This is a genomic window from Nodosilinea sp. E11, assembly GCF_032813545.1.
In the GTDB taxonomy this organism is placed as follows: domain Bacteria; phylum Cyanobacteriota; class Cyanobacteriia; order Phormidesmidales; family Phormidesmidaceae; genus Nodosilinea.
The window spans coordinates 4,636,305-4,657,677 of record NZ_CP136520.1 but is presented as its reverse complement, the minus strand read 5'-3'; the positions used below and the strand labels follow the sequence as shown (position 1 = coordinate 4,657,677).

The window sequence follows — 21,373 nt, the reverse complement described above, 5'->3', positions numbered from 1 at the left end:
TGTTGCAGCAACCCGGCTGCTCGCCCAAGCCTGCCTAAGGCAAGTATTTTTTAATCAGCAGATTGAGCTTCTCCAGGGTGGCTTTGGGGGCCTTGTCTAGGGGCGTAATGATGGCGTACTTAAGGGCCGAATGGGCTTCCGAGGCGGGCGGGTTAGCGGCAATGCAATTGACCACCTCACGAATGACCCGCTGGGCGTTGACGGCGTTCTTTTGCAGATTGCCGATCACCATTTCGACGGTGACACTGTCGTGGTCGGGGTGCCAGCAGTCGTAGTCGGTGACTAAGGCCAGGGTGGCGTAGGCGATTTCGGCTTCGCGGGCCAGTTTGGCCTCGGGCAGGTTGGTCATGCCAATAATTGTGGCTCCCCAGCTGCGGTACAGCTCGCTCTCGGCCTTAGTCGAGAATGCTGGCCCCTCCATGCAGACGTAGGTGCCGCCCCGGTGCAGGTCAACGTCGGGCAACTCCAGGCTTTCGACCGCGTCCGCCAGCACCTTCGCCAGGGCGTTGCACACTGGGTCACCAAAGGTAATGTGGCCCACCAGCCCCTCACCAAAAAAGGTAGAAACGCGGTTGCGGGTGCGATCGATAAATTGGTCGGGCACCACCATATCTAGGGGCTTGGCGGCTTCTTTGAGCGACCCCACTGCCGAGGCCGAGATCAAATACTCTACCCCTAGCGATTTCATCGCATAGATGTTGGCGCGAAAGGGCAACTCGGTGGGCATTAGGGTGTGGCCGCGACCGTGGCGAGCCAAAAAGGCTACGCGGGTACCGTCTAAGGTGCCGAGAATGATGGCGTCGGAGGGGCTACCAAAGGGGGTGTCAATGCGGATTTCTTCGATGTCGGTCAGGGCTTCCATTTGGTAGAGACCGCTGCCGCCGATGATGCCAATTTGTGCCTGTGCCGCCATGGTGGTGAATGTCTAGATGGACTGCATTATCATAGGCTCCCTACGCTCTAGGGGCCATGGCAAACACGCAATTGACTGGGAAAACCGGCCCCCGCTGCTGCATCCCACCCATTATCGGTCGTGCCTGATTCTATAAATCAACCCGCTCCGGTAAAATTCTGGGATGACTGAAACCCTATCCTTTCCCCAGATTCCTTCCCAGGCGTGGCAGCGACCGATTGGCCAGCCCTGGGAGCACCACTACATCGTGCGCTACGGCAGCAACCTCGACGATGGCCCCGACCACGGGGCACCGCTGGGCGGGCTGGGGGCAGGCTGTATAGGGCGATCGCCCAACGGCGACTTCAACCTTTGGCATATGGATGGTGGCGAGCACGTTTTCGGCAGCTTCCCCGCCTGCCAGTTCAGCCTGTGGGAGAGCACCGGGGCGGGCACCCAGGCCTACGCCCTCAGCACCGAGTCGCCCCAGGATGGGACTCTGTCCGCCTGGCAGTGGTATCCCGCCTCTACCCAGGCTCAGACCACGGGCAGCTACCACGCCCTATACCCCCGCAGCTGGTATCGCTACGAGAATGTGTTTCGCGCCCAGCTCACCTGCGAACAGATCACACCCGTCTGGCCCGACAACTACAAAGAGGCCAGCTACCCAGTGGTGGCCTTTGAGTGGACGGCCCATAACCCCACTCGCTTTCCCATTACCCTGAGCATCATGGTGAGCTGGCAGAATATGGTGGGCTGGTTCACTAATACGCAAAAATCCCCCGAGGTACTCCAGCGCGACGACGGCAGCCCCTACTACGACTACGTGCCTGCCCTGGGGCAGAGCACCGGCAACTTCAACCAGTTCATCAACGCTGACGGCGTCAAAGCCGTGGTGATGGACGGGGCATGGGAAGGAGAACCCAAAGAAGGCGACGGCCAGTGGTGCATCGCCACCCTGGATGACCCCGGTGTGGAAGTGTCCTACGACCTGCGCTGGAACCCCGTGGGCGATGGGCGCGACCTGTGGGATGCCTTCGCCAAACTGGGGCGGCTGATGAACTTGCTAGATACGACCCCGGCGGAAGAGGGAGAGCAGATCGGGGGGGCGATCGCCCTGCGCTTTACCCTGCAACCCGGCGAAACCCGCCAAATCCCCGTCGCCCTGTCGTGGGATCTGCCCGTGACCGAGTTCGCTGCTGGGGTAGTGAACTATCGCCGCTATACCGATTTCTTTGGGCGAACGGGGCGGAATGCGCGGGCGATCGCCTTCTCTGCCCTCAGCGACTACCAAACCTGGCAGCAGCAGATCATCGACTGGCAGCAACCCATTCTCAATCGCCCCGACCTGCCCGACGCCTTCAAAATGGCGCTGTTCAACGAACTCTACGATTTAGCTAGCGGCGGCACCCTGTGGAGCGCCGCCACCGAGGCCGACCCCGTGGGCCAATTTGCGGTGCTAGAGTGCATCGACTACCGCTGGTACGAAAGCCTCGATGTGCGCCTCTACGGCGGTTTCGCCACCCTGCTGCTGTGGCCGGAACTGGAGAAAGCCGTGCTGCGCGCCTTTGCCCGCGCCATCCCCACCCAGGATGAGCGGCGGCGGATCATCGGCTACTACGTCACCATGGGGCTAGAGCAGCCCCCCGCCCTCCGCAAGCTCAAGGGCGCGACGCCCCACGACCTCGGTGCCCCCAACGAGCATCCCTGGGCCGAGACCAACTACACCAGCTACCAAGACTGCAACCAGTGGAAAGACCTGGGCAGCGACTTTGTGCTCCAGGTCTACCGCGCCTACCAGTTCACCGGGGCGACGGATGTGGCCTTTCTCAAAGACTGCTGGCCCGCCGTGGTTGACACCTTGCAATACCTGAAGCAGTTTGACCGCGACGGCGACGGCATTCCCGAAAACGAAGGTGCCCCCGACCAAACCTTCGACGACTGGCAACTGAAAGGCATCAGCGCCTACTGCGGCGGGCTGTGGCTGGGGGCTATGGAGGCGGCGATCGCGATCGCCAACATCCTCACCGAAAACGGGCTGGCCCCCGGCAACACCCCAATTTTGCTCAGCCAGTACCGCCGCTGGCTCGACAATGGCCTCAAGGCCTACCACCCCAAGCTGTGGAATGGCCGCTACTACCGGCTAGATACGGGCAGCGGCTCGGACGTGGTGATGGCTGACCAGCTCTGTGGCCAGTTTATGGTGCGCCACCTGGGCCTGCCGGATCTGGTGGAGGACGAATTTACCCTGTCGGCCCTCGACGCCATCTACGACGCCTGCTTTGTGAACTTCAACCAGGTGGTGCAGAGCCAGGAACGCCCGCCCCAGCAAAAATTTGAGGGGGCGCAGTTGGGCAACTTTAGTGCGGCGACGCTGAAGCTAGCGATCGGTGCGGCCAATGGCGTATTGCCTGACGGTAGCCCCGAAGACCTCGACAGCACCCACCAGCAGGAGGTGTGGACAGGAATTAACTTTGGTCTGGCGGCGTTTTTGGCCCAGATGGGCAAGCGGGAAGAGGCGATGGCAATTACTGAAGCGGTGATCCGCCAGATCTACGCTTATGGTCTGCAATTTCGCACCCCTGAGGCGATCACCGCCCTGGGCACCTACCGCGCCTGCCACTACATGCGCCCGATGGCGATCTGGGGTCTGTACGAGGTGCTGACTGCTGGCACCGATCCGTAGGGTGCATTCGCGGCGCAATGGCACCTCGTTTCAACCCCTCTACCCCCATTCCGCCGCAATGCACCAATGGCAGGCATTGGATTATCACTGCCTACACCGCTCGTAAATTGACTGGAGGAGAGACCCGATGGCAGAAAAGCTAGTCTTCAAATACGACCAGACAGGCGATATCCTCTACATCAATACGTGTGCGCCCTACGCAGAGCAAGAGTCTGAGGAAATTGGCGATGAAATGATCGCCCGGCTTAACCCGGTGTCGGGCGAGGTGGAGAATTTAGAGATTCTGTTTTTCTCAAAACGGCTTCGCTGAAGCTGCCGATGATTGCTAATCTCCAGGCTGGTGTCTCTCTAACCCTAATGATGATCATGAGTCATCGATCTACCGTAAAGCCTCCCACTCTTCACGGCTGATCGCAGCTTGGCGAAGAATTTTTCCCAAAAGTGCTTTGCTAATCTCTCCCTGGTGAGGATTGGGGATGGTAAGACGGAGTGTTTCTTTAACCATAAACTGGTGTTTGCCGCCGGAGTATGGCCCTTCAAACCCAAGCATTCTCAGGTAGCGGATCAAGTCATTGCGCTTGATTGAGCCAAAGGTAGGCATTACGCTACCTCAACCGCTGTGGGGTTGATATCAATGCCGTCGAGAACGGGGAGGGTATGCCCAAGCCGCAAGCCGAGAATGAGCCATTCTTCTAGCACACTTTGTAGCTCTTCGCGGCAAGCTTCTAGGGTATTGGCATTGCTCAAAACACCTGGGCAGGCCGGAATTTCACCGTAGAAGGTATGGTCGTCTAGCAGCTCGTAGACCGCTTGGTGCATGGCTGTTTGAATGTAGCGGGTCAGCATGGGCTATCAACCGTGAGCTATAGGGCGATCATAGGACAAACAAATACCCCCGTAGGGTGCATTCGCGGCGCGTTCGCGAAGCGACTCCCGTGGAGTATGGCCCTCGGCTTGCACTCTCTCACCCCGCCCCGCCGCAATGCACCGATGGCGGGAAAGCCAAAGTCGGAAATTCTTACGATGGGTGAGCGGTGCATTGCGGGTGGGGATTGGTGGGTTGTAGGCATGGGTTTGGGGCCGCGAATGCACCCTACCGCAGGAGCCACCACAACAGGGCAGCGATACCGAGACCCAGCAAAAACCATGCGGTGATGGGCACCCGCTGAGAGTGAGATTTAGAGGCGGGGTTTCTTTCAGGGATGGCAGGGTTTTCTAGCTCGGCAGAGAAACCTGGCTGCTGCTCGGCAACAGGCGTATTGTCCGCAGGCTGTGCCAGTTCGCTCAGGGCTGTGTCGCACTGTTGCACGTAGTGTTGTTGCCCCATTGATTCAAACAAGGCTTTTGCTGTCTCGTAGTTCTCTTGTGCTGGCTGCCGCTGTCCCAGCTTGGCTAACACCAGTCCTGAATTAAGTAGGGAATGGGCCTCGCCTTGGCGATCGCCAATCTCCTGCGCGATCGCTAAGTGCTGCTGGTGGTAGTCAATGGCCTGTTGGTATTGGCCCAGCGACTGGTACGCATTGCCCAAATTGCCCAGGGCATTGGCCTCGCCCCGACGATCGCCGATCTCCCGCGCGATCGCTAACGTTTGCTGAAGGTAGTCAATGGCCTGTTGGTGTTGGCCCAGCGAATCGTACGCATTGCCCAAACCACCTAGGGCATTGGCTTCGCCCCGACGATCGCCAATCTCCCACGCGATCGCTAACGTTTGCTGAAGGTAGTCGATGGCCTGTGGGTATTGGCCCAGCGATTGGTACGCATTGCCCAAACCGCCGAGGGAATTGGCCTCGCCCTGACGGTTGCCGATCTCCCGCTCGATGACTAACGACTGCTGGTGGTAGTCAATGGCCTGTTGGTATTGGCCCAGTGACCAGTACACATTGCCCAAATTGCCGAGGGAATTGGCCTCGCCTTGACGATCGCCGATCTCCCGCGCGATCGCTAACCACTGCTGCTGGTAGTCAATGGCCTGTGGGTATTGGCCCAGTGACTGGTAAGCAAGGCCCAAACCGCCGAGGGAATTGGCTTCGCCCCGACGGTCGCCGATCTCCCGCGCGATCGCTAACCACTGCTGATGGTAGTCAATGGCCTGTGGGTATTGGCTCAGTGACCGGTACGCAAGGCCCAAACCGCCGAGGGAATTGGCTTCGCCCCGACGGTCGCCGATCTCCCGCGCGATGGCTAACCACTGCTGATGGTAGTCAATGGCCTGTGGGTATTGGCTCAGTGACCGGTACGCATTGCCCAAACCGCCGAGGGAAGTGGCTTCGCCCCGACGGTCGCCAATCTCCCGCGCGATCGCTAATTGCTGCTGGCGGTAGTCAATGGCCTGTGGGTATTGGCCCAGTGACCAGTACGCATTGCCCAAATTGCCGAGGGAATTGGCCTCAACTTGACGATCGCCGATCTCCTGCGCGATCGCTAACGTTTGCTGAAGGTAGTCGATGGCCTGTTGGTACTGGCCCAGTGACCAGTACGCATTACCCAAATTGCCGCAAATTGCCGCGAAGTTTTGTTTTTCTGCTTGGTTAGGCTGCCACTGGCGATAAAGCTGTCCATACAGGTCAACCAAAGCCGTGTAATAACCCCGTAAGTCAAAAAACTTGGTGCAGCCAATAGCGGTGCCTGCCGCGTCGTTAAAGCGGCCCAGCTGCACTTCGTGATAAAACGTCTCTAAATGCTCCTTGGCGGCCTCTTGGCTGTCTGTAGGGCCAAACTGTTGCCGACGATGGCTCCAAAAGTAGCCGATCGCCCGTTCGTGGGCAGTGGTCAAATCCCCCGCCTGCCGCTGCACAAACTCGCGAATGCGGGGCTGTAGGCGAAATTGCAGGTGCCCAGTGGCGCTGGGCTGGGCCAGCTCTTGCACCAGCGACCTCCGATCCAAATCCCGTAGGTCAGCATCCGTCACCGGTTGCTCGGGCACCAGGGCAGCGGCCATCTCCGCCGTAAACTCGTTTTGAAACACACTTACCTGGTTCAGCAGGTGCCGCAGCGGCTCAGGCAGCCGATCCAGGCTCCAGGTCAGCACATCTTCGGCGCTGATGTTGGTTTCGTAGGGGCGATCGCCCCTGATCTGAAACAGGTTGTCAAACGGGTCTAAATGGCTCACCCGACGGTTGCCTGGTCGATATTCCTGGCGCAACCACCCGGCCACTAGCGTGAGGGCCAAAGGGTTGCCCTGCACCCGCTGGGCCAAAGACACCAGGGCCGGGTCATCCTCTACCTCCAGCGCCACCAGCAGCGCCGCCCCTTCCTCAGGGCTTAGGCCTTCATCCAGCAGCAGCCACTCCGACTGTCGCCAGCCAAAGTACTGGGGCGGGTATTCTCGACTGGCCAGCAGCAGCACACTCTGGCTACCCAACTGCTGAAAATCTCTCAAAAAGTCGGCATAGCCCCCCTGCCACTCTCCCTCTGGCGTTAGCAGCGACTCCATGTTGTCGATCGCCAGCAGGTAGCGGCCCGTTTGTAGGTGGCGCAGCAGCCGCTGGGGCAGGTCTTTGTCGTCCATGGCTTGCACCTGGTCGAGGGGCACGTCTAGCTCTAGCAAAGCCCGCCGGGCCATGGCTGACAGCGTGGTGCCAGTGCGCACATCGGCCCAAAACTTGCTGGCAAAGCCAAGGCAGTCGGCAAAGACTTTGCCCACCAGGGTCGTTTTGCCAATGCCCCCCTCGCCCCGCACGCCAACGATGGCGGTGGTGCCATCTTTCAGCCAGGTGGTCATATCGCCAAGCTGTTCCTGCCGCCCCTGAAAGTAGCGCAGGTCGGGCAGGGGGTCGCTATAGATCAGTAGAGCCTTTTGACCCTCCTGGATGGTGATGATATTTTGCTGATTCTCAACCGTGCCCTGGTTGACGACCCCAATTTTTTCAACCACCGACTGGCCCCTACAGGTTGATGGTGTTTTGCTGGTTGACGATGGTGCCCTGGTTGACAACCCCGATTTTTTCTGCCAGCTGAGTCATATTCACGATCGCCCCCGGCTGGGCCTGCACCGCCGTTTGAATCCCCTGGGCCGCCGCTTGCAGCTCAGGGTTTTGGGCCGCCAGAGTCTCTACGGTTTTGACCAAGGTAGCGGTGCCGTAGGTGGCAGGCTGTTGCTCGGCCAATTCGGGCTGCTGGGCCACTTGCTCAATGGCCGCAGCGGTGGTGGGGTCTTTTTTGCGCAGGGCGGTGAGAAAGTTGCTCACCAAAGTCCACACGCTATCGGTCAGTTTTTCGCCGGTTTTCTCAAAGGCTTTGGTCGCTACTAGCGTAGCGATCGCAGCAGCAGTCAGGCTCACGGGTTCCATCGCAGCGGCTCCAAGGGGGCGATCGGGTTGGCACCATTGTAGGCTATGGCTTTGGGGCGATCGCCGCTGCCAACCGCTGAGCCAGCTCGATCTTGCCTAGTTGCCCCTGGGCCACCTGCATGACTACATCGTAGGCTTGATCAGGCGTCAGCCCTAAACGAGCACCGTTGAGCCGGATGAAGGTATCCATCACCGCAAACGCCGTGCGCTTGTTGCCGTCCACAAAAGGGTGGTTCTTGGCCAGGTGGTATAGGTATGCCGCTGCCTGGTCGGCCAGGGTAGGATGCAGCAGTTCACCGCCAAAGGTGGCCTGGGGCTGGGCCAGGGCAGACTCCATCAGCCCATGATCGCGCACCCCAGACGTACCGCCAAACCTCTCAATCTGGCGGCTGTGGAGCATTAAGACCGTTTCAGCATCGAGAAATTTAGGAGTCGGCAAGGCGGGTGTAGACCTCTTCGTACGCTTGCTCCGACGCCAGGTAGGCTTGCATCGCCTCTTCGGATGAGGCCATTGGAGGACTGCCATGGAGAGCCTTCACGTAGGCCAGCGTCTCCGTCAGGGCTTCTACAGAGAGCTGATCCAACTCGGCCAGAATCTGTTCTTTAAGAGTGGCGGCGATCGCAGTAGTCATGGTGCTGGCCTTAACTAAAGGACTTGTTTCACCATTTTAGTGCTGCGACGATAGCAGCCAATCGCCAGTAGCCCTCGGCCAGCTTACGTTGGCCAGACTCTGACAGCTTAAGGGTTCAAGGTATACGGCTCAAGAACTGCCGTACACCTTGAACCTTGAACCGTCCCCCCTTCCCACCTTCGGCTTAGCCAACAACTAGCGCACCTTCCCACCCTCGATCCAGGCCGCTCCAGAGCCTCCCTGAAAGGTGTGGAGTACAATTAAACTGGCTAAGTTAGGCCCACCCATCCGCCCATCCGCCCATCCACCCCTCCCTCCCCATGCGCCAAGCACCGCCCGATCGCACCCCACCCTCCCCGCCGCGCTACGCTGACCCCGTAGACCCCTGGCCGATTCCGGCAACCCAGTCCGTGCCGCCGCAGAAATCGCGATCGCGTAGCGATTCCCCAAGAGTTTCACCTTTTCGCCTGGTCCGCACGGCTGTCAACGCCTTTATCGGTGGCGCAGTGCTGATGGGCATTGTGGTGGGAGTAGGCTATTGGCGAGCGGGTGATCGCTTTCTCGAAGGGGCGCGCATTATGCTTACCCCGGCTCCGGCAGAGCCCCAGGTAGATGTGCGATCGGTGGTGGTGACTCAGCTGCGGGGGGCCAGCGAGCTGACCACGGCGATCTTTGCGATGGAGGCGGTGGTGCCCACTAAGAGCGATCGCACCCTGGCGGGCTATGTGATCGGCTCCACCAACCTGCTCTATATTGCTCACGGCGAAGTGCGGGCCGGGGTTGACCTCAGCCAAATTGCCGCCACCGATGTGCAGGTCACGGGTGAATCTGCCATTCAAATCACCCTGCCGCCGGCACAAATTCTCGACAGCAAGCTCGATCTGACCCGCTCTAATGTCTACGACTACAGCCGGGGCTTTTGGGGCCTGGGGCCAGATACCGCACCCGAGCTGCAAGAACTGGCCCAACGGGAAGCCCTGGCCAAGATCGAAGCCGCCGCCTGCACCGAGGGGTTATTGGCCGAGGCCAATCGCCGGGCAGAACTCACGGTCAGTCAGCTACTGGCCACCGCTGGCTTTGAAACGGTCACCGTCACCACCCAACCGCCGACCAATTCTGCCTGTGCAGAGCCGATAAATAACGATACAGTGTTACCGGGTTTACCAGTGCCCATGCCCCCCCAAGAATCTGGCCAATAAGGATTGTCATGCTAGAGCTTTACCAATTTGAAGCCTCCACCTTTGCCGAAAAGATTCGGCTGATGCTCGACTACAAGCAGGTGCCCTACCGCAAGGTCGAAGTCACCCCCGGCGTCGGCCAGGTCGAGATCTTTCAGATGTCGGGCCAGCGTCAGGTGCCGGTGCTCAAAGACGGTGAGCAGATCATTCCTGACTCCACGGCGATCGCCCTACATCTCGAAAAAGCCTACCCCGATCGCCCCCTGCTGCCCCCTGGCCCCAAGCAAAAGGGCCTGTGCCTGGCGCTAGAAGCTTGGGCCGATGAATCGATCGTACCCAAAGCTCGGGTAGTGATGGTGGGAGCCTTTAAGCAGCACCCCAACTTCCGCACCGCCCTGCTGCCCAGCTTTACCCCCGCCCCCCTGCGCAGCCTGGTGGGCGCGCTCCCCGGCGACCTGCTGAACCTGGTGGGCACTGGCGTTGGCTTTGGCCCCGACGATATCAAAGTAGCCACCGCTGGCCTCCGGCAAGATCTCGAAGCCCTGGTGCTGATGCTGCAAGACAGCCCCTACCTGCTGGGCGATCAACCCACCCTGGCCGATTTTGCCGTGGCTGCCGCCACCATGTATCTCAAGTTCCCGACGGCCCAGTACGTCGATTTACCCGAGGGCATTGGTGGCAAAGGGGTGCCCGGCATTGCCGATGTGCCAGAATTTCAGGCCTTTTTTGCGTGGCGCGATCGCCTCTACAGCGAGTTTCGCACCGTCCGCACCAACGTGCCTCCCGCCAGCTCTGCCAGCGGTCCTACTCCCATCAGCATTGATTAGGGTATGGCCAAACTTGCTGAAATTTTGGGAAAAGTTGTCGGCAGTGATAGCCTTCTTCCCCCAGATCCCCTGATGCTCGGGGGCTTACCTGTCCCCGAGGTGATCGTTTATCCTAATACTGAAGCCGAGCTTGCGGCGGTGATGGCCTGTGCCCACCAGCACCGCTGGCGGGTTTTGCCCTGTGGCAGCGGCAGCAAGCTGGCCTGGGGAGGGGTCGGGTCGGAGGTTGATCTAATGGTCAGCACCGCGCGGCTCAACCAAGTCATTGACCATGCTGTGGGCGACATGACCCTGACCGCCGAGGCTGGGGTCAAGCTGGCCGATCTAGCTCCCCAGTTAGCTCAGCACAACCAACTGCTGGCCGTTGACCCGGCTTACCCCGACCGGGCCACCCTGGGCGGCATTGTGGCCACGGCAGATACGGGGGCTCTGCGTCAGCGGTACGGGGGTCTGCGCGATCTGCTAATCGGGATTTCCTTTGTGCGCTACGACGGACAGCTGGCTAAAGCTGGCGGGCGCGTCGTCAAGAATGTGGCGGGCTACGACCTGATGAAGCTGATGACCGGCTCCTACGGCACCTTGGGGGTGATCTCTCAGCTCACTTTTCGCCTGCACCCAACCCAGGAAACCTCTAAAACGGTGGTAATCGTTGGCGAGGCACAGGCCCTCGCGGCGCTGATTTCTCCTCTGCGGCAGTCGTCCCTCACACCAGTTTCCTTAGATGTTTTGTCACCTGCCCTAGCTGCACAGCTGGACCTGGGCGAGGGGTTTACTCTCCTGGCTCGGTTTCAATCGATTACCCCTGGGGTAGATGAGCAAGTGGACGCACTCCTGGCGATGGTAGGAGCCAATCTCACCGCCCAGGTGCTAGAAGGGATGACCGATCAGCATCTCTGGGATGGAGTGGGCCGTGGGCTTTATCACTCCTCAGCAGCCCAAGATCAAGCCCAAACCCAGGCCATACTGGCTAAGGTTGGAGTACCCCCCGCTCAGGCCCTGGCTACCATCGAGCACCTGCCGTTGGGCAGCTGGGCTCGACTTCATATCAGCAGTGGAGTGGGCACCATACGCCTGCCAGCCGCCACGGTAGAAGCGGTACAAACGCTGCGATCGCGCTGTGAAGCCGCTGGTGGCTACCTCACCCTGCTTGAAGCTCCGCTAGCGCTGAAGCAGTCTATGGAGGTATGGGGCTACAGCGGCAACGCTCTGGGCGTGATGAAAGCGATTAAAGCCGAGTTTGACCCCTACAACGGCCTTAGCCCAGGACGCTTTGTAGGTGGTATCTAGGCTCACTGGTAAAGCGAATACAATTCATACAAATCTTATCTGTATACCCCGATTTGTAGGGGCATTGCAGTGCAATGCTCCCTACGAAGTATCGGTTTCGAATGGGGTTGTGGGCTTCGGATTTGGTATCACTCAGAGATGTTTTTTAGCACCCGTTTGTCGGTTTCTGACAGCACCGGATCTCCGGTTGCCTCGGCCTGTCGGGCACGGTCAGCTAAATCCTTCAGTTTGCCGCTGGCGGTCGATCGGCCTTGCTCAATGGCTTGATTGCGGGCCTCGGTTTTGCCGATGATTTCCTTTGTGGTATCTAGCCCGTGGTAGACATCCTCCGAAAAGTCTTCGGCCCGGTCGGCGGCTTGATCTAAGTCTAGCGGCTGATTTTGCTTGGGGTCGGGCCTAGCTTCCTGACTCAAAGGGGGAGGAGCGCTTTGGGAAACGTAGGTCAAACTCGTTCCCCAGAAAATCAGGGCCACAGCTAAGGCCAGCACGACAGCGCCCAGCGCCAATATCCGGTTGCGAACTTTCATATTGCGTCCCATGCGATGCCTTTAGCCTAGGCAAAACCCCGCCAATCACCATCCTTCTAAAGGAGGTATAGCCGTAGTCACCTGGGTTAGGATATTTCCCCAAGAACGTTTGAACGTTCAAACGTTCTTGGGGAAATGTCCTAACTGGACTAGCTACAGCTACAGCAAAGCCGGGTTGTCCTCGTCACGCCAGTGCGGGCATTGATATAGGCTTACAAACTGGCGATCGCCCCGTCACTCCGGCGATCGCACCCGCCCCGCAGGCCCTCTTGCCGGATCTCAATAGCGTGGGCATGGCCCATCTGGTCGGCCCAGGCCGGGGCCTCAGCTACCTGGTGCCCTCGCTGGGCCAAAGCCTGCTGTACCTCGGTGGCAATCCGACTTTCTAGGGCCAACTGGGTACTGGCCTCGCCCCAAGTGCGTCCCCACACCCAGCGGGGCAAATCGATCGCCGTTTGAGGGTCAAAGTCAAAGTCGATCATGCGCGTCAGAAGGGCCAACTGGGTTTGGGGCTGGCCTTCTCCTCCCATGGTGCCCAGCACCAGGTAGGGCTGCCCGGCAGCCGTCAACACCAGACCCGGCATTAACGTATGAAAGGGACGTTTGCCGGGTTCTAGAGCATTGGGGTGATCGGGATCGAGGGTAAACAGCGCACCTCGGTTTTGCAGTGGAAACCCCAGTTCGGCAGGAACCACCGCTGCGCCGAAGTCAAAGTAGAGACTCTGAATAATGGAGACAGCATTGCCCTCGCCATCGACAACGGCGGTGTAAGCGGTGTCGCCTCCCAGAGTGGGGGCCGAAGGGTTTTGGGCTACGGCCATACTCAACCGGGCGCGGCGGCGATCGCCGTAGGGTTTAGAAATCAGCTCGGCTAGGGGAATATCGGTAAAGTCAGGGTCGCTCAGCCAGCGATCGCGATCGGCAAAGGCCAGCTTAGTGGCCTCCACCAGCAGGTGGTAGTAGTCAGCGGTGCCGTGGCCCACGGTGTGCAGATTAAACCCCTCCAGCACATTGAGCATTTGCAGCACCGTAAAGCCCTGGGTATTGGGTGGCAGCTGACACACCCGATAACCTCGGTAGGTGGTGCTAATCGGCTCTACCCAAGTGGCGGTGTGGCGAGCAAAATCGGCTTTAGTGAGATACCCGCCCAGCTCGCTTAAGTAGGTGACGAGGGTGGCGGCAATCTCGCCCTGGTAAAAGTCTTGGGGGCCAGCCGCCGCCAGCCGCCGCAGGGTTGCTCCCAGGGGCTTGTTCGTGATCAAGGCTCCCGCTTTAGGGGGTGCGCCGCCGGGCAAGAAGGGATTAACCGCGCCACCATAGGCCCGCAGGTGATCGGCATTTACCCGCGTCCAGCGAGCCTGAGAGGCCGACACCGGGTAGCCCTGCTCGGCTAGGGCGATCGCCGGTTGCAAGAGGTCGGCCCAGGGCAGATGCCCCAACCGCTGGTGGGCTTCTCCCCAGGCCGAGACCCCGCCTGGCACCGTGATCACCGCCTGGGGACCGCGCTGGGGAATGGCGTCTAGCCCCAGCCGGGCAAACAGAGTGCGATCGCACCCCGCCCCGGCCCGCCCCGAACCATTCAAACCGTAGAGCTGCGCCGAGCGCGCGTGATACCCAAGCCAAAAACCGTCGCCCCCCAGGCCGGTCATGTGAGGGTAGACCACGCTGAGGGCAGCCTGAACGGCGATCGCCGCATCGATCGCATTGCCCCCCTGACTCAAAATGTTGAGCCCCGCTGTCGAGGCCAAAGAGTGGGGGCACACAACCATGGCAGTCGGCATCGCAGTTACCATCGTAAAAGACCGTGCAGAGGGCACTGGCGCTGGGGTTTGGGCAAACAAAGCAGCCATACCCAAGTCGAGAGAAATCTAGCCAAGGGCATAGAACCTTAGCATTTTTAAGCTCACCTGTGGGAGTCTCGCTCTGGTCGATTGTGCTCAATCAGGGACCAATTTGGTGAACCAAGTCGCTGAACCCAAAGCCAAAGATAGGTAAGCCTAAACCATCACATTGACGGACTGCCCGGTGTTGGGCGGCATGACATAGATCGCCCTAAACTGGTTGCGGCCTCGGTTTTTGGCTTGATAAAGAGCCTGGTCGGCAGTAAACACCAGGTCTGAGGGTAAGTAATCGGGCATGGGGATGAGACTCGCTACTCCGCAGCTGAGGGTTACCACAGCGCTGGTAGGCGACATTTGGTGCGGCAGGGCCAGAGCCTGCACGGATCTGACGAGGCGATCGCTGACCTGGGTTGCCCCCTCCAGGGTAGTGTTAGGCAAAACAATTGCGAACTCTTCTCCGCCGTAGCGCGTGACTAAGTCAGCTATGCGGTGAATCGACTGGCTGAGGGTTTTGGCTACTACTTGCAGACAGCGATCGCCCGCCTGGTGACCGTAGTGGTCGTTGTAGTGCTTAAAGTGGTCGATATCGCAGATCACCAGCGACAGGGGCTGATGTTCGCGTAGGGCTCGGCCCCACTCTTGCAGCAGATATTCATCAAAGCGGCGGCGGTTAGCTACCTGGGTCAGGCTATCGATCACAGTCAGCTGCTGGAGCTGGTAGTTGGCCTCTCGCAGCTGCTGTTCAAGGCGATGCTGCGCAATCAGGCGGCGTACCCGCTGCCGCAGCACCGCCCAGTTAATCGGTTTGGTAATGTAATCAGCTACCCCAATCTCAAAGGCCTGATCGACCGATTTTTCGTCCTCTAAACCCGTAATCATCAGGACTGGGGCCGGGCTGCCTGGGGCCATCGTATGCAGCCGCTTACACACTTCAAACCCGTCAATAACAGGCATGAGCGCATCAAGCAACACCAGGTCAGGTAGATCGCGCCAGTAGAGGTCAAGCGCCGCCTCGCCATTGGCCGCTTCTATCACCCTATACCCCTCGCGTACCAGGTAGCGCGTCAGCATATGGCGAGTAAACGGGTCATCGTCGACCACCAAAATTGTGGCTGACTCGGGTTCGGGTTGCACTAGCATAGGCCAGGGGCCTCCCAAGACTTTAGGGCATCGTGCAGTGCCGTTTTGACCTGATTTGCCGCTCGGCGAATGGCACTGATCTGAGCTGCCATCTCTGAGCTTTCGGGGGTAACGTCTGGGGCTTCGGTGATGGCCATCTCTAGCCTATGGCAGAGAGCGGCCAGAGCCGGGGCGCTAACGGTCGCGCTGCTCGACTTTAGGGTGTGGGCAGCCCGTTTGAGCGTTGACCAGTCGTGCTGATAGTAGGCTGTTGCCATTTCAGTTAGCAGTTGGTCAGTACTCTCCAGATAGCTGCCAATCAGATCGACCATAAAGTCGGGGCTGTCACCGCCAACGGTAGCCGCCAGCTCTTGCAGAGTTGTCAACTCGACCGGGTCGCCAGGGGAGACTGGCACCTCTAGCACCCGGGTGAGCTCCTCAATCCGAATGGGCTTACTAATGTAATCATCCATGCCCGCTTGCATGCACCGCTCGCGATCGCCCTGCATGGCGTTGGCCGTCATCGCGACAATCCGGGGGCGACGGCTATACTGCCGCTGAATAATCTGCCGAGTAGCCTCCAGACCGTCCATTTCCGGCATTTGCACATCCATCAGCACTAGGTCGTAGGGCTGTTGATCTAGGGCAGTGAGCACCTCTAGGCCGTTGGCCGCCACATCGGCCCGATAGCCCAGCCGACACAAAATTTGCAGCGCCACCTTCTGGTTGACAACGTTGTCTTCGGCCAGCAAAATGCGCTGGGGGTAGCGCTGGCCCAGGGTAGCGTCGTACCCACTGGGTTCGGGTCGGGGCAGCACCCGTACCGGCTGGGATTGCCCAACCAGAGCCGAGACCAAAGCCGCCATTAGCTGCGACTGCCTTACCGGCTTGGGCAGGTAGGCCGCAAAGAGGTTGTGCTCAACCACAGTTGGGGGACAGCCCATAGAGGTCAACATCACCAGGGGCAAGGATCGTTGCGAAAACTGCTGACGAATCATCTGAGCCAGGGTCAGACCATCCATCTGCGGCATCTGCATGTCGAGAATGGCTAGATCAAAGCTCTGACTAGCCAGCGTAGCCAGGGCCGCAGCGCCCGAATCTACGGCCACGCTGGTCATGCCCCATGACTCAAGCTGGAGTTCAAGAATTCGGCGGTTAGTGGCATTGTCATCTACCACCAACAGGTGGCAGCCCTGAAGCACGGCAGAGGAGGGGGCGACAACAGTCGTCGGCGAGCGGTCAATCTGGGCCTGGAGCGTAAAGTAAAAGGTAGATCCCTGACCCTCGGTGCTCTCTACCCAGACGGTGCCCCCCATCAGTTCGCATAGGCGCTTGCTAATTGCCAGGCCCAGGCCCGTGCCGCCGTAGTATCGGGTCGTTGACGTATCAACCTGACTAAAGGGCTGAAATAGCCGGTCTAAGCGATCGGCAGGAATGCCAATGCCCGTATCTTTAACCGCTACTTGTAGGGTGATCTGGTCATCGGCGCGAGTGCGCTGGCTGGTGACAGTAACAATCACTTCTCCCTGGGACGTAAATTTGATGGCGTTGCCGACCAGATTAACCAGTACCTGGCGTAGACGGCTGACATCTCCCAGCAGGTGCAAAGGCACCTCGGCGGGCAGTAGATAGGCCAGTTCTAGCCCCTTTTCAGAAGCCTTGGTAGATAACAAATCGAGCGCTTCTTCCAGGCAGGTGCGCAGGTTAAACGGCTGAGTTTCGAGATCGAGTTTGCCCGACTCTATTTTTGAAAAGTCGAGAATATCGTTGATGATCGTGAGCAGGGCATCGCCCGCATTACGAGTGGTTTCGACAAAGTCGCGCTGCTGGTCGGTGAGGGCGGTGTCGAGCAGCAGGCTAGTCATGCCGATCACAGCATTCATGGGGGTGCGAATTTCGTGGCTCATCATGGCTAAAAATTCGCTTTTAGCCTGGTTAGCAGCTTCGGCAGCGCAGCGGGCTTGCTCTAGCTCGTACAGGTGCCGGTGCAGCTGGGCCTCAGACCGCTTGCGATCGCAAATATCGGTCTGAATGCCAACAAAATGAGTGATCTGGCCCTCAGGGTCACAAATCGGTGAAATGCTGAGCTGGTTCCAAAACGACTCGTTGTTTTTGCGATAGTTAATCACCTCTACGGTGCAGTCTTTACCTTCAGCTAAAGACTGGCGCAAAATGTGCAGGCCCGCCTGCTCAGTATGACCATTTTGTAAAAAGCGGCTGTTGCGCCCCACGGCTTCGGCAGCACTATAGCCGGTGATGCGCTCAAAGCTGGGATTGACGTAGATAATTGGGTTGTCGGGCTGAGTGGCATCGGTGATCACAATGCCATTGTTGCTGGCAGCCATTGCCCGCTCTTGCAGCCGCAGGGTGGCTTGCAGCTGCTGACGGTCTAGATCGGCCTGGTGAAGCTGCTCAACCTGGCGGTGCAGCTCGAGCTGAGCCATCACCTGGACCGCCAACATCTCTAGGGTTTGGCGCTGCATAGGCGTTAAGATACGCGGCACGCGATCGATCACACAGAGGGTGCCGAGGCTATGTCCCTCGGCAGTCACCAGGGGCATGCCCCCATAGAAGCGAATGTGTGGTTCCCCAGTCACCAGGGGATGGTCGCGAAAACGAGGGTCGAGGTGGGTGTCAGGTACCTCAAACAGCTCGGCCTGTAAAATAGCATGGGCACAAAACGCCAGGTCTCGGTGCGTTTCAGCAAGAGCTAGACCCACCCGCGCCTTAAACCACTGCCGCTGCCGATCGACCAGGCTGACTAGGGCGATCGGCATTTGACACACCGTTGCCGCCATCTGGGCGATCGTGTCAAACCCATCAGTCGGGGGAGTGTCGAGAATGCCGTACTCATAGAGTGCCTGCAAACGACAGGCTTCATTGGCGGGCAGAGAAACAGAAGTCATAGGCCATTGCTCCTTAGAGCATAGAAGCCGGTGGACATGGACCGACAGGGGGCAGGGAACGTACCCTTGAGAGTACCCAGGTTAAATATGTTGGTTGCTACTTCAGGGGTGAAACCAGCGTTGTAGCAGAGGCGCTGTAGCTAGGGCAACGTGCCTCTAGCTAGGGTGACCCTTGAGCCACAGTCAACTGTGGCAAGGGTCAAGTTTCTAAGCACAGTGGCCGTTGCTACAGCTTAGGACACCGACCATCCCATCGTCCTCAGAGAATTCTCACCCTGGAGTCTCAGCGGTACTCAGTATTCCTGACCGGTGTCGAGCCATGGTTGGTGCAATGGTCAGAGTCTGTTGAGTTAGCCCTAGCCCGGCTGCCGAGGGCCAACGTTGGGGATTGATAAAGCTCTGAGAATTTGTAAAGCTCTAGCGATCGCCGAGATAAAATAACCACACCGGTTTGTGGCGATCAGCGATCAGCTTTAGCCTACTCAAAGTCTCCTTTGCAACCCCAGAGTGAGCTAATGCGATTTCTTGTTTCACCACGGCTATGACCCATTGGATACTTCGGATTGCGCCTCGCTTCGCCAAGATCGTCACCCTGGCTGGTCTGGTAGTTGTCTTTGCAACCGACGCCCTGACGCCTTTGGGTTTCGCCCACGGCACCCTCTACCCGTTGGTGGTGATGGTGGCCGCACTGTCGCGGCGAGAGCGGTGGGTCCTGGGCACAGTGGCGGCAGCGGTGGGGTTAGCAGGGTTGGGCTTTTGGATCTCGCCCCCCGCCCCCGTCGGGTTTCCGATCGCCTACGTCCTTGCCAATCGGCTGCTCTCAGTGGTGGCGATCGTCACCACTGGTGGCCTGACGCTAATGGTTTTGCGCTATCTGAAGCAGGTCAAAGCGGCTCAACGGGCGCTCAGCGAGACCTACGACACGCTGCGATCGCAGCAGACCCTGCTCGAAATTGCTAGCGAGGTGGGCCATATGGGGGGCTGGCTGGTGCGGTTGCCCGAAGCGATCTCCATTTGGTCCGATGAGGTCCGCCGCATCCATGAAGTTGGCCCCGACTTCTCGCCCACCGTGGAGCAAGGCCTAAACTTCTACGCCCCAGAGTACCGCGATCGCATTGCCGAAGTCTTCACCGCCTGTGCCCAACAGGGCATCCCGTTCAACGAAGAACTGCAAATTATCACCGCCCAAGGCAATCGGGTTTGGGTACGCGCCATTGGCCAGCCCATCCGCAATGCCCAGGGCCAGATCACCATTGTGCAGGGAGCATTTCAAGACATCACCGATCAAAAGCAGGCCGAGGCTTCCCTCGAGCGCAGCGAGCAGCGGTTTCGCCAGTTGGCCGACGCCATGCCCCTGATCGTCTGGACCGCTGACGCTACCGGCGTGCTCGATTACGCCAGTCAGGCCCTGCACCGTTATACCGGCATTTTAGACCCCGAACCTAACCCGAGTCAGATTTGGCTGACCCTGCTGCACCCCGACGATCGCGATGCCTGCCTAGCCGTATGGACCGAGGCGGTGCAGACCGGCAACCACTATACCTTTGAGTTTCGACTGCGCCGCTACGACGACACCTACCGCTGGCACCTAGTGCAGGCCATACCCATTCGCGATGAGGCCGGCCAGATTATTAAGTGGTATGGTGCCGCCACCGACATTCACGCACAGAAGGAGCTAGAGCAGGAGGCCCGTCACCTGGCTGATCACTTCAACACCATTTTAGAGAGCATCACCGATGCTTTCTTTACCCTCGATCGCCAGTGGAATTTTACCTTCCTTAACCGCAAGGGCGAACAGCTTTTGCGACGCCAGCGAACTGAGTTGCTGGGCAAATCGCTGTGGGATGAGTTTCCCGAGGCTGTTGGCACCACTTTTCAACAGCAGTTTGAGAACGCTATGAACCAGGGGCGATCGGTGGAATTCCGAGAATTTTATCTGCCCTTAAACTGCTGGTTTGAGGCGCGGGTCTATCCGTCCGAGCAAGGGTTAGCCGTATATTTTCAAGATATTAGCGATCGATTGGCTATCGAAGAGCATCTGCGCCAGGCCCAACGCCTTGAGTCGGTAGGCCAACTGACTGGCGGCATCGCCCACGACTTCAACAATCTGCTCACGGTCATTTTGGGCAACGCCGAGCTGCTCAGCGAAATGCTAGAGGCCGACTCCCGCTTACACCCTCTAGCAGAGATGATTGGCAGTGCTGCCAAACGAGGGGCCGACCTCACCCAGCGACTGCTGGCCTTTGCCCGCCGCCAGGCCCTTGAGCCCGAAGCAGTCAACGTCAACCAGTTAATTGCCCACATGGATGGGCTGCTGCGCCGCACCCTGGGCGAACACATTGAAATCGAGGTAGTGCAGGGGGCAGGCCTCTGGCCTGCTCTAGTCGACCCATCGCAGCTCGAAAGTGCCCTCCTCAATCTCTGCCTCAACGCCCGCGATGCCATGGTCCAAGGCGGTCGCCTGACGATCGAAACCGCCAATATGCACCTCAACCAAGACTACGCCAATCAGCATATGGAGGTGGTGCCTGGGCAGTACGTCATGGTGGCGGTGTCAGATACTGGCACCGGCATTGCCCCCGAGCATATGGAGCGGGTGTTTGAGCCCTTTTTCACCACCAAAGAAAAGGGCAAAGGCACCGGCCTAGGGTTGAGCATGGTCTATGGCTTCATTAAGCAGTCTGGGGGCCATATTAAGGTCTATTCAGAACTCGGCCAGGGCACCACTTTAAGAATGTATTTGCCTCGATTTTGGGGCGGAGATCAGGCAAAGCCCCAGCGACCCGGCGGGGCGGTGAGTGGTGGAGCAGAGCTAATTTTGCTAGTCGAAGACGATGATCTGGTGCGCCGTTACGCCCAAGACCAGCTAACGGAGCTTGGCTATCGGGTGCTGATCGCCGACAATGGCCTCGCCGCCCTCGCCATTCTGCGTCAGCGAGACGACATTGACCTCTTGTTTACTGATGTGGTTATGCCTGGCGGCATGAGCGGTCGCGAGCTAGCCGATCAGGCGCTACAACTGCGGCCCCAGTTGCGGGTGCTATACACCTCTGGCTATACCGAAAATGCCATCGTCCACCAGGGTCGCTTAGACCCCGGTGTGCACCTGTTGACTAAGCCCTACGGTCGAGCTGAACTCTCGCTGAAAATTCGGGCTGCCCTAGCCGCAGAGCGCCATTCATGATGCCA

At 59.0% G+C, this 21,373-nt stretch carries 16 protein-coding genes and 1 pseudogene; 6 read left to right on the top strand and 11 right to left on the bottom strand.

Annotated features, from left to right (window positions below; translation table 11 throughout):
• Window positions 1-34 precede the first annotated feature (34 nt).
• Window positions 35-913 carry an S-methyl-5'-thioadenosine phosphorylase gene (locus RRF56_RS23000; protein WP_317035482.1) on the bottom strand — a complete coding sequence of 293 codons (879 nt, stop codon included), beginning with the start codon at window positions 911-913 and terminating at the stop codon, window positions 35-37.
• 163 nt (window positions 914-1,076) lie between these two features.
• Here RRF56_RS23000 and RRF56_RS22995 point away from each other — a divergent pair, with 163 nt between their 5' ends.
• Together RRF56_RS22995 and RRF56_RS26475 are read left to right on the top strand one after the other, a co-directional pair.
• The gene (locus RRF56_RS22995; RefSeq protein ID WP_317035481.1) at window positions 1,077-3,578 is read left to right on the top strand and encodes a GH116 family glycosyl hydrolase; all 2,502 of its coding nucleotides are present in this window, start codon (window positions 1,077-1,079) and stop codon (window positions 3,576-3,578) included.
• A gap of 127 nt (window positions 3,579-3,705) precedes the next feature.
• Window positions 3,706-3,989: pseudogene (locus tag RRF56_RS26475) on the top strand (DUF2283 domain-containing protein).
• Here the strand turns inward: RRF56_RS26475 and RRF56_RS22985 are convergent.
• The 6 genes from RRF56_RS22985 to RRF56_RS22960 form a co-directional block, all read right to left on the bottom strand.
• On the bottom strand, window positions 3,958-4,179 hold the full coding sequence (locus RRF56_RS22985) for a type II toxin-antitoxin system HicA family toxin (protein ID WP_193969621.1): 222 nt from the start codon (window positions 4,177-4,179) through the stop codon (window positions 3,958-3,960). The pseudogene RRF56_RS26475 and the gene RRF56_RS22985 sit on opposite strands and share 32 nt — an antisense overlap.
• Window positions 4,179-4,424: a type II toxin-antitoxin system HicB family antitoxin gene (locus RRF56_RS22980; protein WP_317035479.1), complete on the bottom strand. Its 246-nt coding sequence runs from the start codon at window positions 4,422-4,424 to the stop codon at window positions 4,179-4,181. Before RRF56_RS22980 ends, RRF56_RS22985 begins: the two co-directional genes overlap by 1 nt.
• A 247-nt stretch (window positions 4,425-4,671) precedes the next feature.
• Window positions 4,672-7,452, bottom strand: a complete 2,781-nt coding sequence (locus RRF56_RS22975; protein WP_317035478.1) for a tetratricopeptide repeat protein — start codon at window positions 7,450-7,452, stop codon at window positions 4,672-4,674.
• A 10-nt stretch (window positions 7,453-7,462) separates the two neighbouring features.
• A complete protein-coding gene (locus tag RRF56_RS22970; protein ID WP_317035477.1) occupies window positions 7,463-7,867 on the bottom strand; it encodes a hypothetical protein in 405 nt (134 codons plus the stop codon).
• Window positions 7,868-7,910: 43 nt separating this feature from the next.
• The gene (locus tag RRF56_RS22965) at window positions 7,911-8,306 is read right to left on the bottom strand and encodes a type II toxin-antitoxin system death-on-curing family toxin (protein ID WP_317035476.1); all 396 of its coding nucleotides are present in this window, start codon (window positions 8,304-8,306) and stop codon (window positions 7,911-7,913) included.
• A complete protein-coding gene (locus RRF56_RS22960; RefSeq protein ID WP_317035475.1) occupies window positions 8,293-8,499 on the bottom strand; it encodes a DUF2281 domain-containing protein in 207 nt (68 codons plus the stop codon). Before RRF56_RS22960 ends, RRF56_RS22965 begins: the two co-directional genes overlap by 14 nt.
• Window positions 8,500-8,819: 320 nt before the next feature.
• Between RRF56_RS22960 and RRF56_RS22955 the strand changes: the two genes are divergently transcribed.
• From RRF56_RS22955 to RRF56_RS22945, 3 genes are read left to right on the top strand one after another with little or no spacing between them, the layout of a single operon-like run.
• Window positions 8,820-9,698: a DUF4230 domain-containing protein gene (locus tag RRF56_RS22955; protein ID WP_317035474.1), complete on the top strand. Its 879-nt coding sequence runs from the start codon at window positions 8,820-8,822 to the stop codon at window positions 9,696-9,698.
• 8 nt (window positions 9,699-9,706) lie between these two features.
• Window positions 9,707-10,504 (top strand): glutathione S-transferase family protein, encoded by a 798-nt coding sequence (locus RRF56_RS22950; protein WP_317035473.1) that lies wholly within the window; start codon window positions 9,707-9,709, stop codon window positions 10,502-10,504.
• A gap of 3 nt (window positions 10,505-10,507) precedes the next feature.
• Window positions 10,508-11,791, top strand: coding sequence for an FAD-binding oxidoreductase (locus tag RRF56_RS22945; protein ID WP_317035472.1), 1,284 nt, complete (start codon window positions 10,508-10,510; stop codon window positions 11,789-11,791).
• Between the two features lie 128 nt (window positions 11,792-11,919).
• Here the strand turns inward: RRF56_RS22945 and RRF56_RS22940 are convergent, their stop codons facing one another.
• The 4 genes from RRF56_RS22940 to RRF56_RS22925 all read right to left on the bottom strand — a co-directional run bounded on the left by RRF56_RS22940 (window position 11,920) and on the right by RRF56_RS22925 (window position 18,184).
• Window positions 11,920-12,318, bottom strand: coding sequence for a hypothetical protein (locus tag RRF56_RS22940; RefSeq protein WP_317035471.1), 399 nt, complete (start codon window positions 12,316-12,318; stop codon window positions 11,920-11,922).
• Between the two features lie 212 nt (window positions 12,319-12,530).
• A complete protein-coding gene (ggt, locus tag RRF56_RS22935) occupies window positions 12,531-14,099 on the bottom strand; it encodes a gamma-glutamyltransferase (protein ID WP_317035470.1) in 1,569 nt (522 codons plus the stop codon).
• Window positions 14,100-14,315: 216 nt separating this feature from the next.
• Entirely contained in the window at window positions 14,316-15,299 is a 984-nt protein-coding gene (locus RRF56_RS22930) for a PleD family two-component system response regulator (RefSeq protein WP_317035469.1), read from the bottom strand.
• Complete coding sequence (locus RRF56_RS22925) at window positions 15,293-18,184, bottom strand: response regulator (protein WP_317035468.1); 2,892 nt, start codon at window positions 18,182-18,184, stop codon at window positions 15,293-15,295. Before RRF56_RS22925 ends, RRF56_RS22930 begins: the two co-directional genes overlap by 7 nt.
• Window positions 18,185-18,725: 541 nt before the next feature.
• On the opposite strand from RRF56_RS22925, the gene RRF56_RS22920 reads away from it, so the two are divergent.
• Window positions 18,726-21,368 (top strand): PAS domain S-box protein, encoded by a 2,643-nt coding sequence (locus tag RRF56_RS22920; RefSeq protein WP_317035467.1) that lies wholly within the window; start codon window positions 18,726-18,728, stop codon window positions 21,366-21,368.
• The last annotated feature ends 5 nt before the right edge of the window (window positions 21,369-21,373 follow it).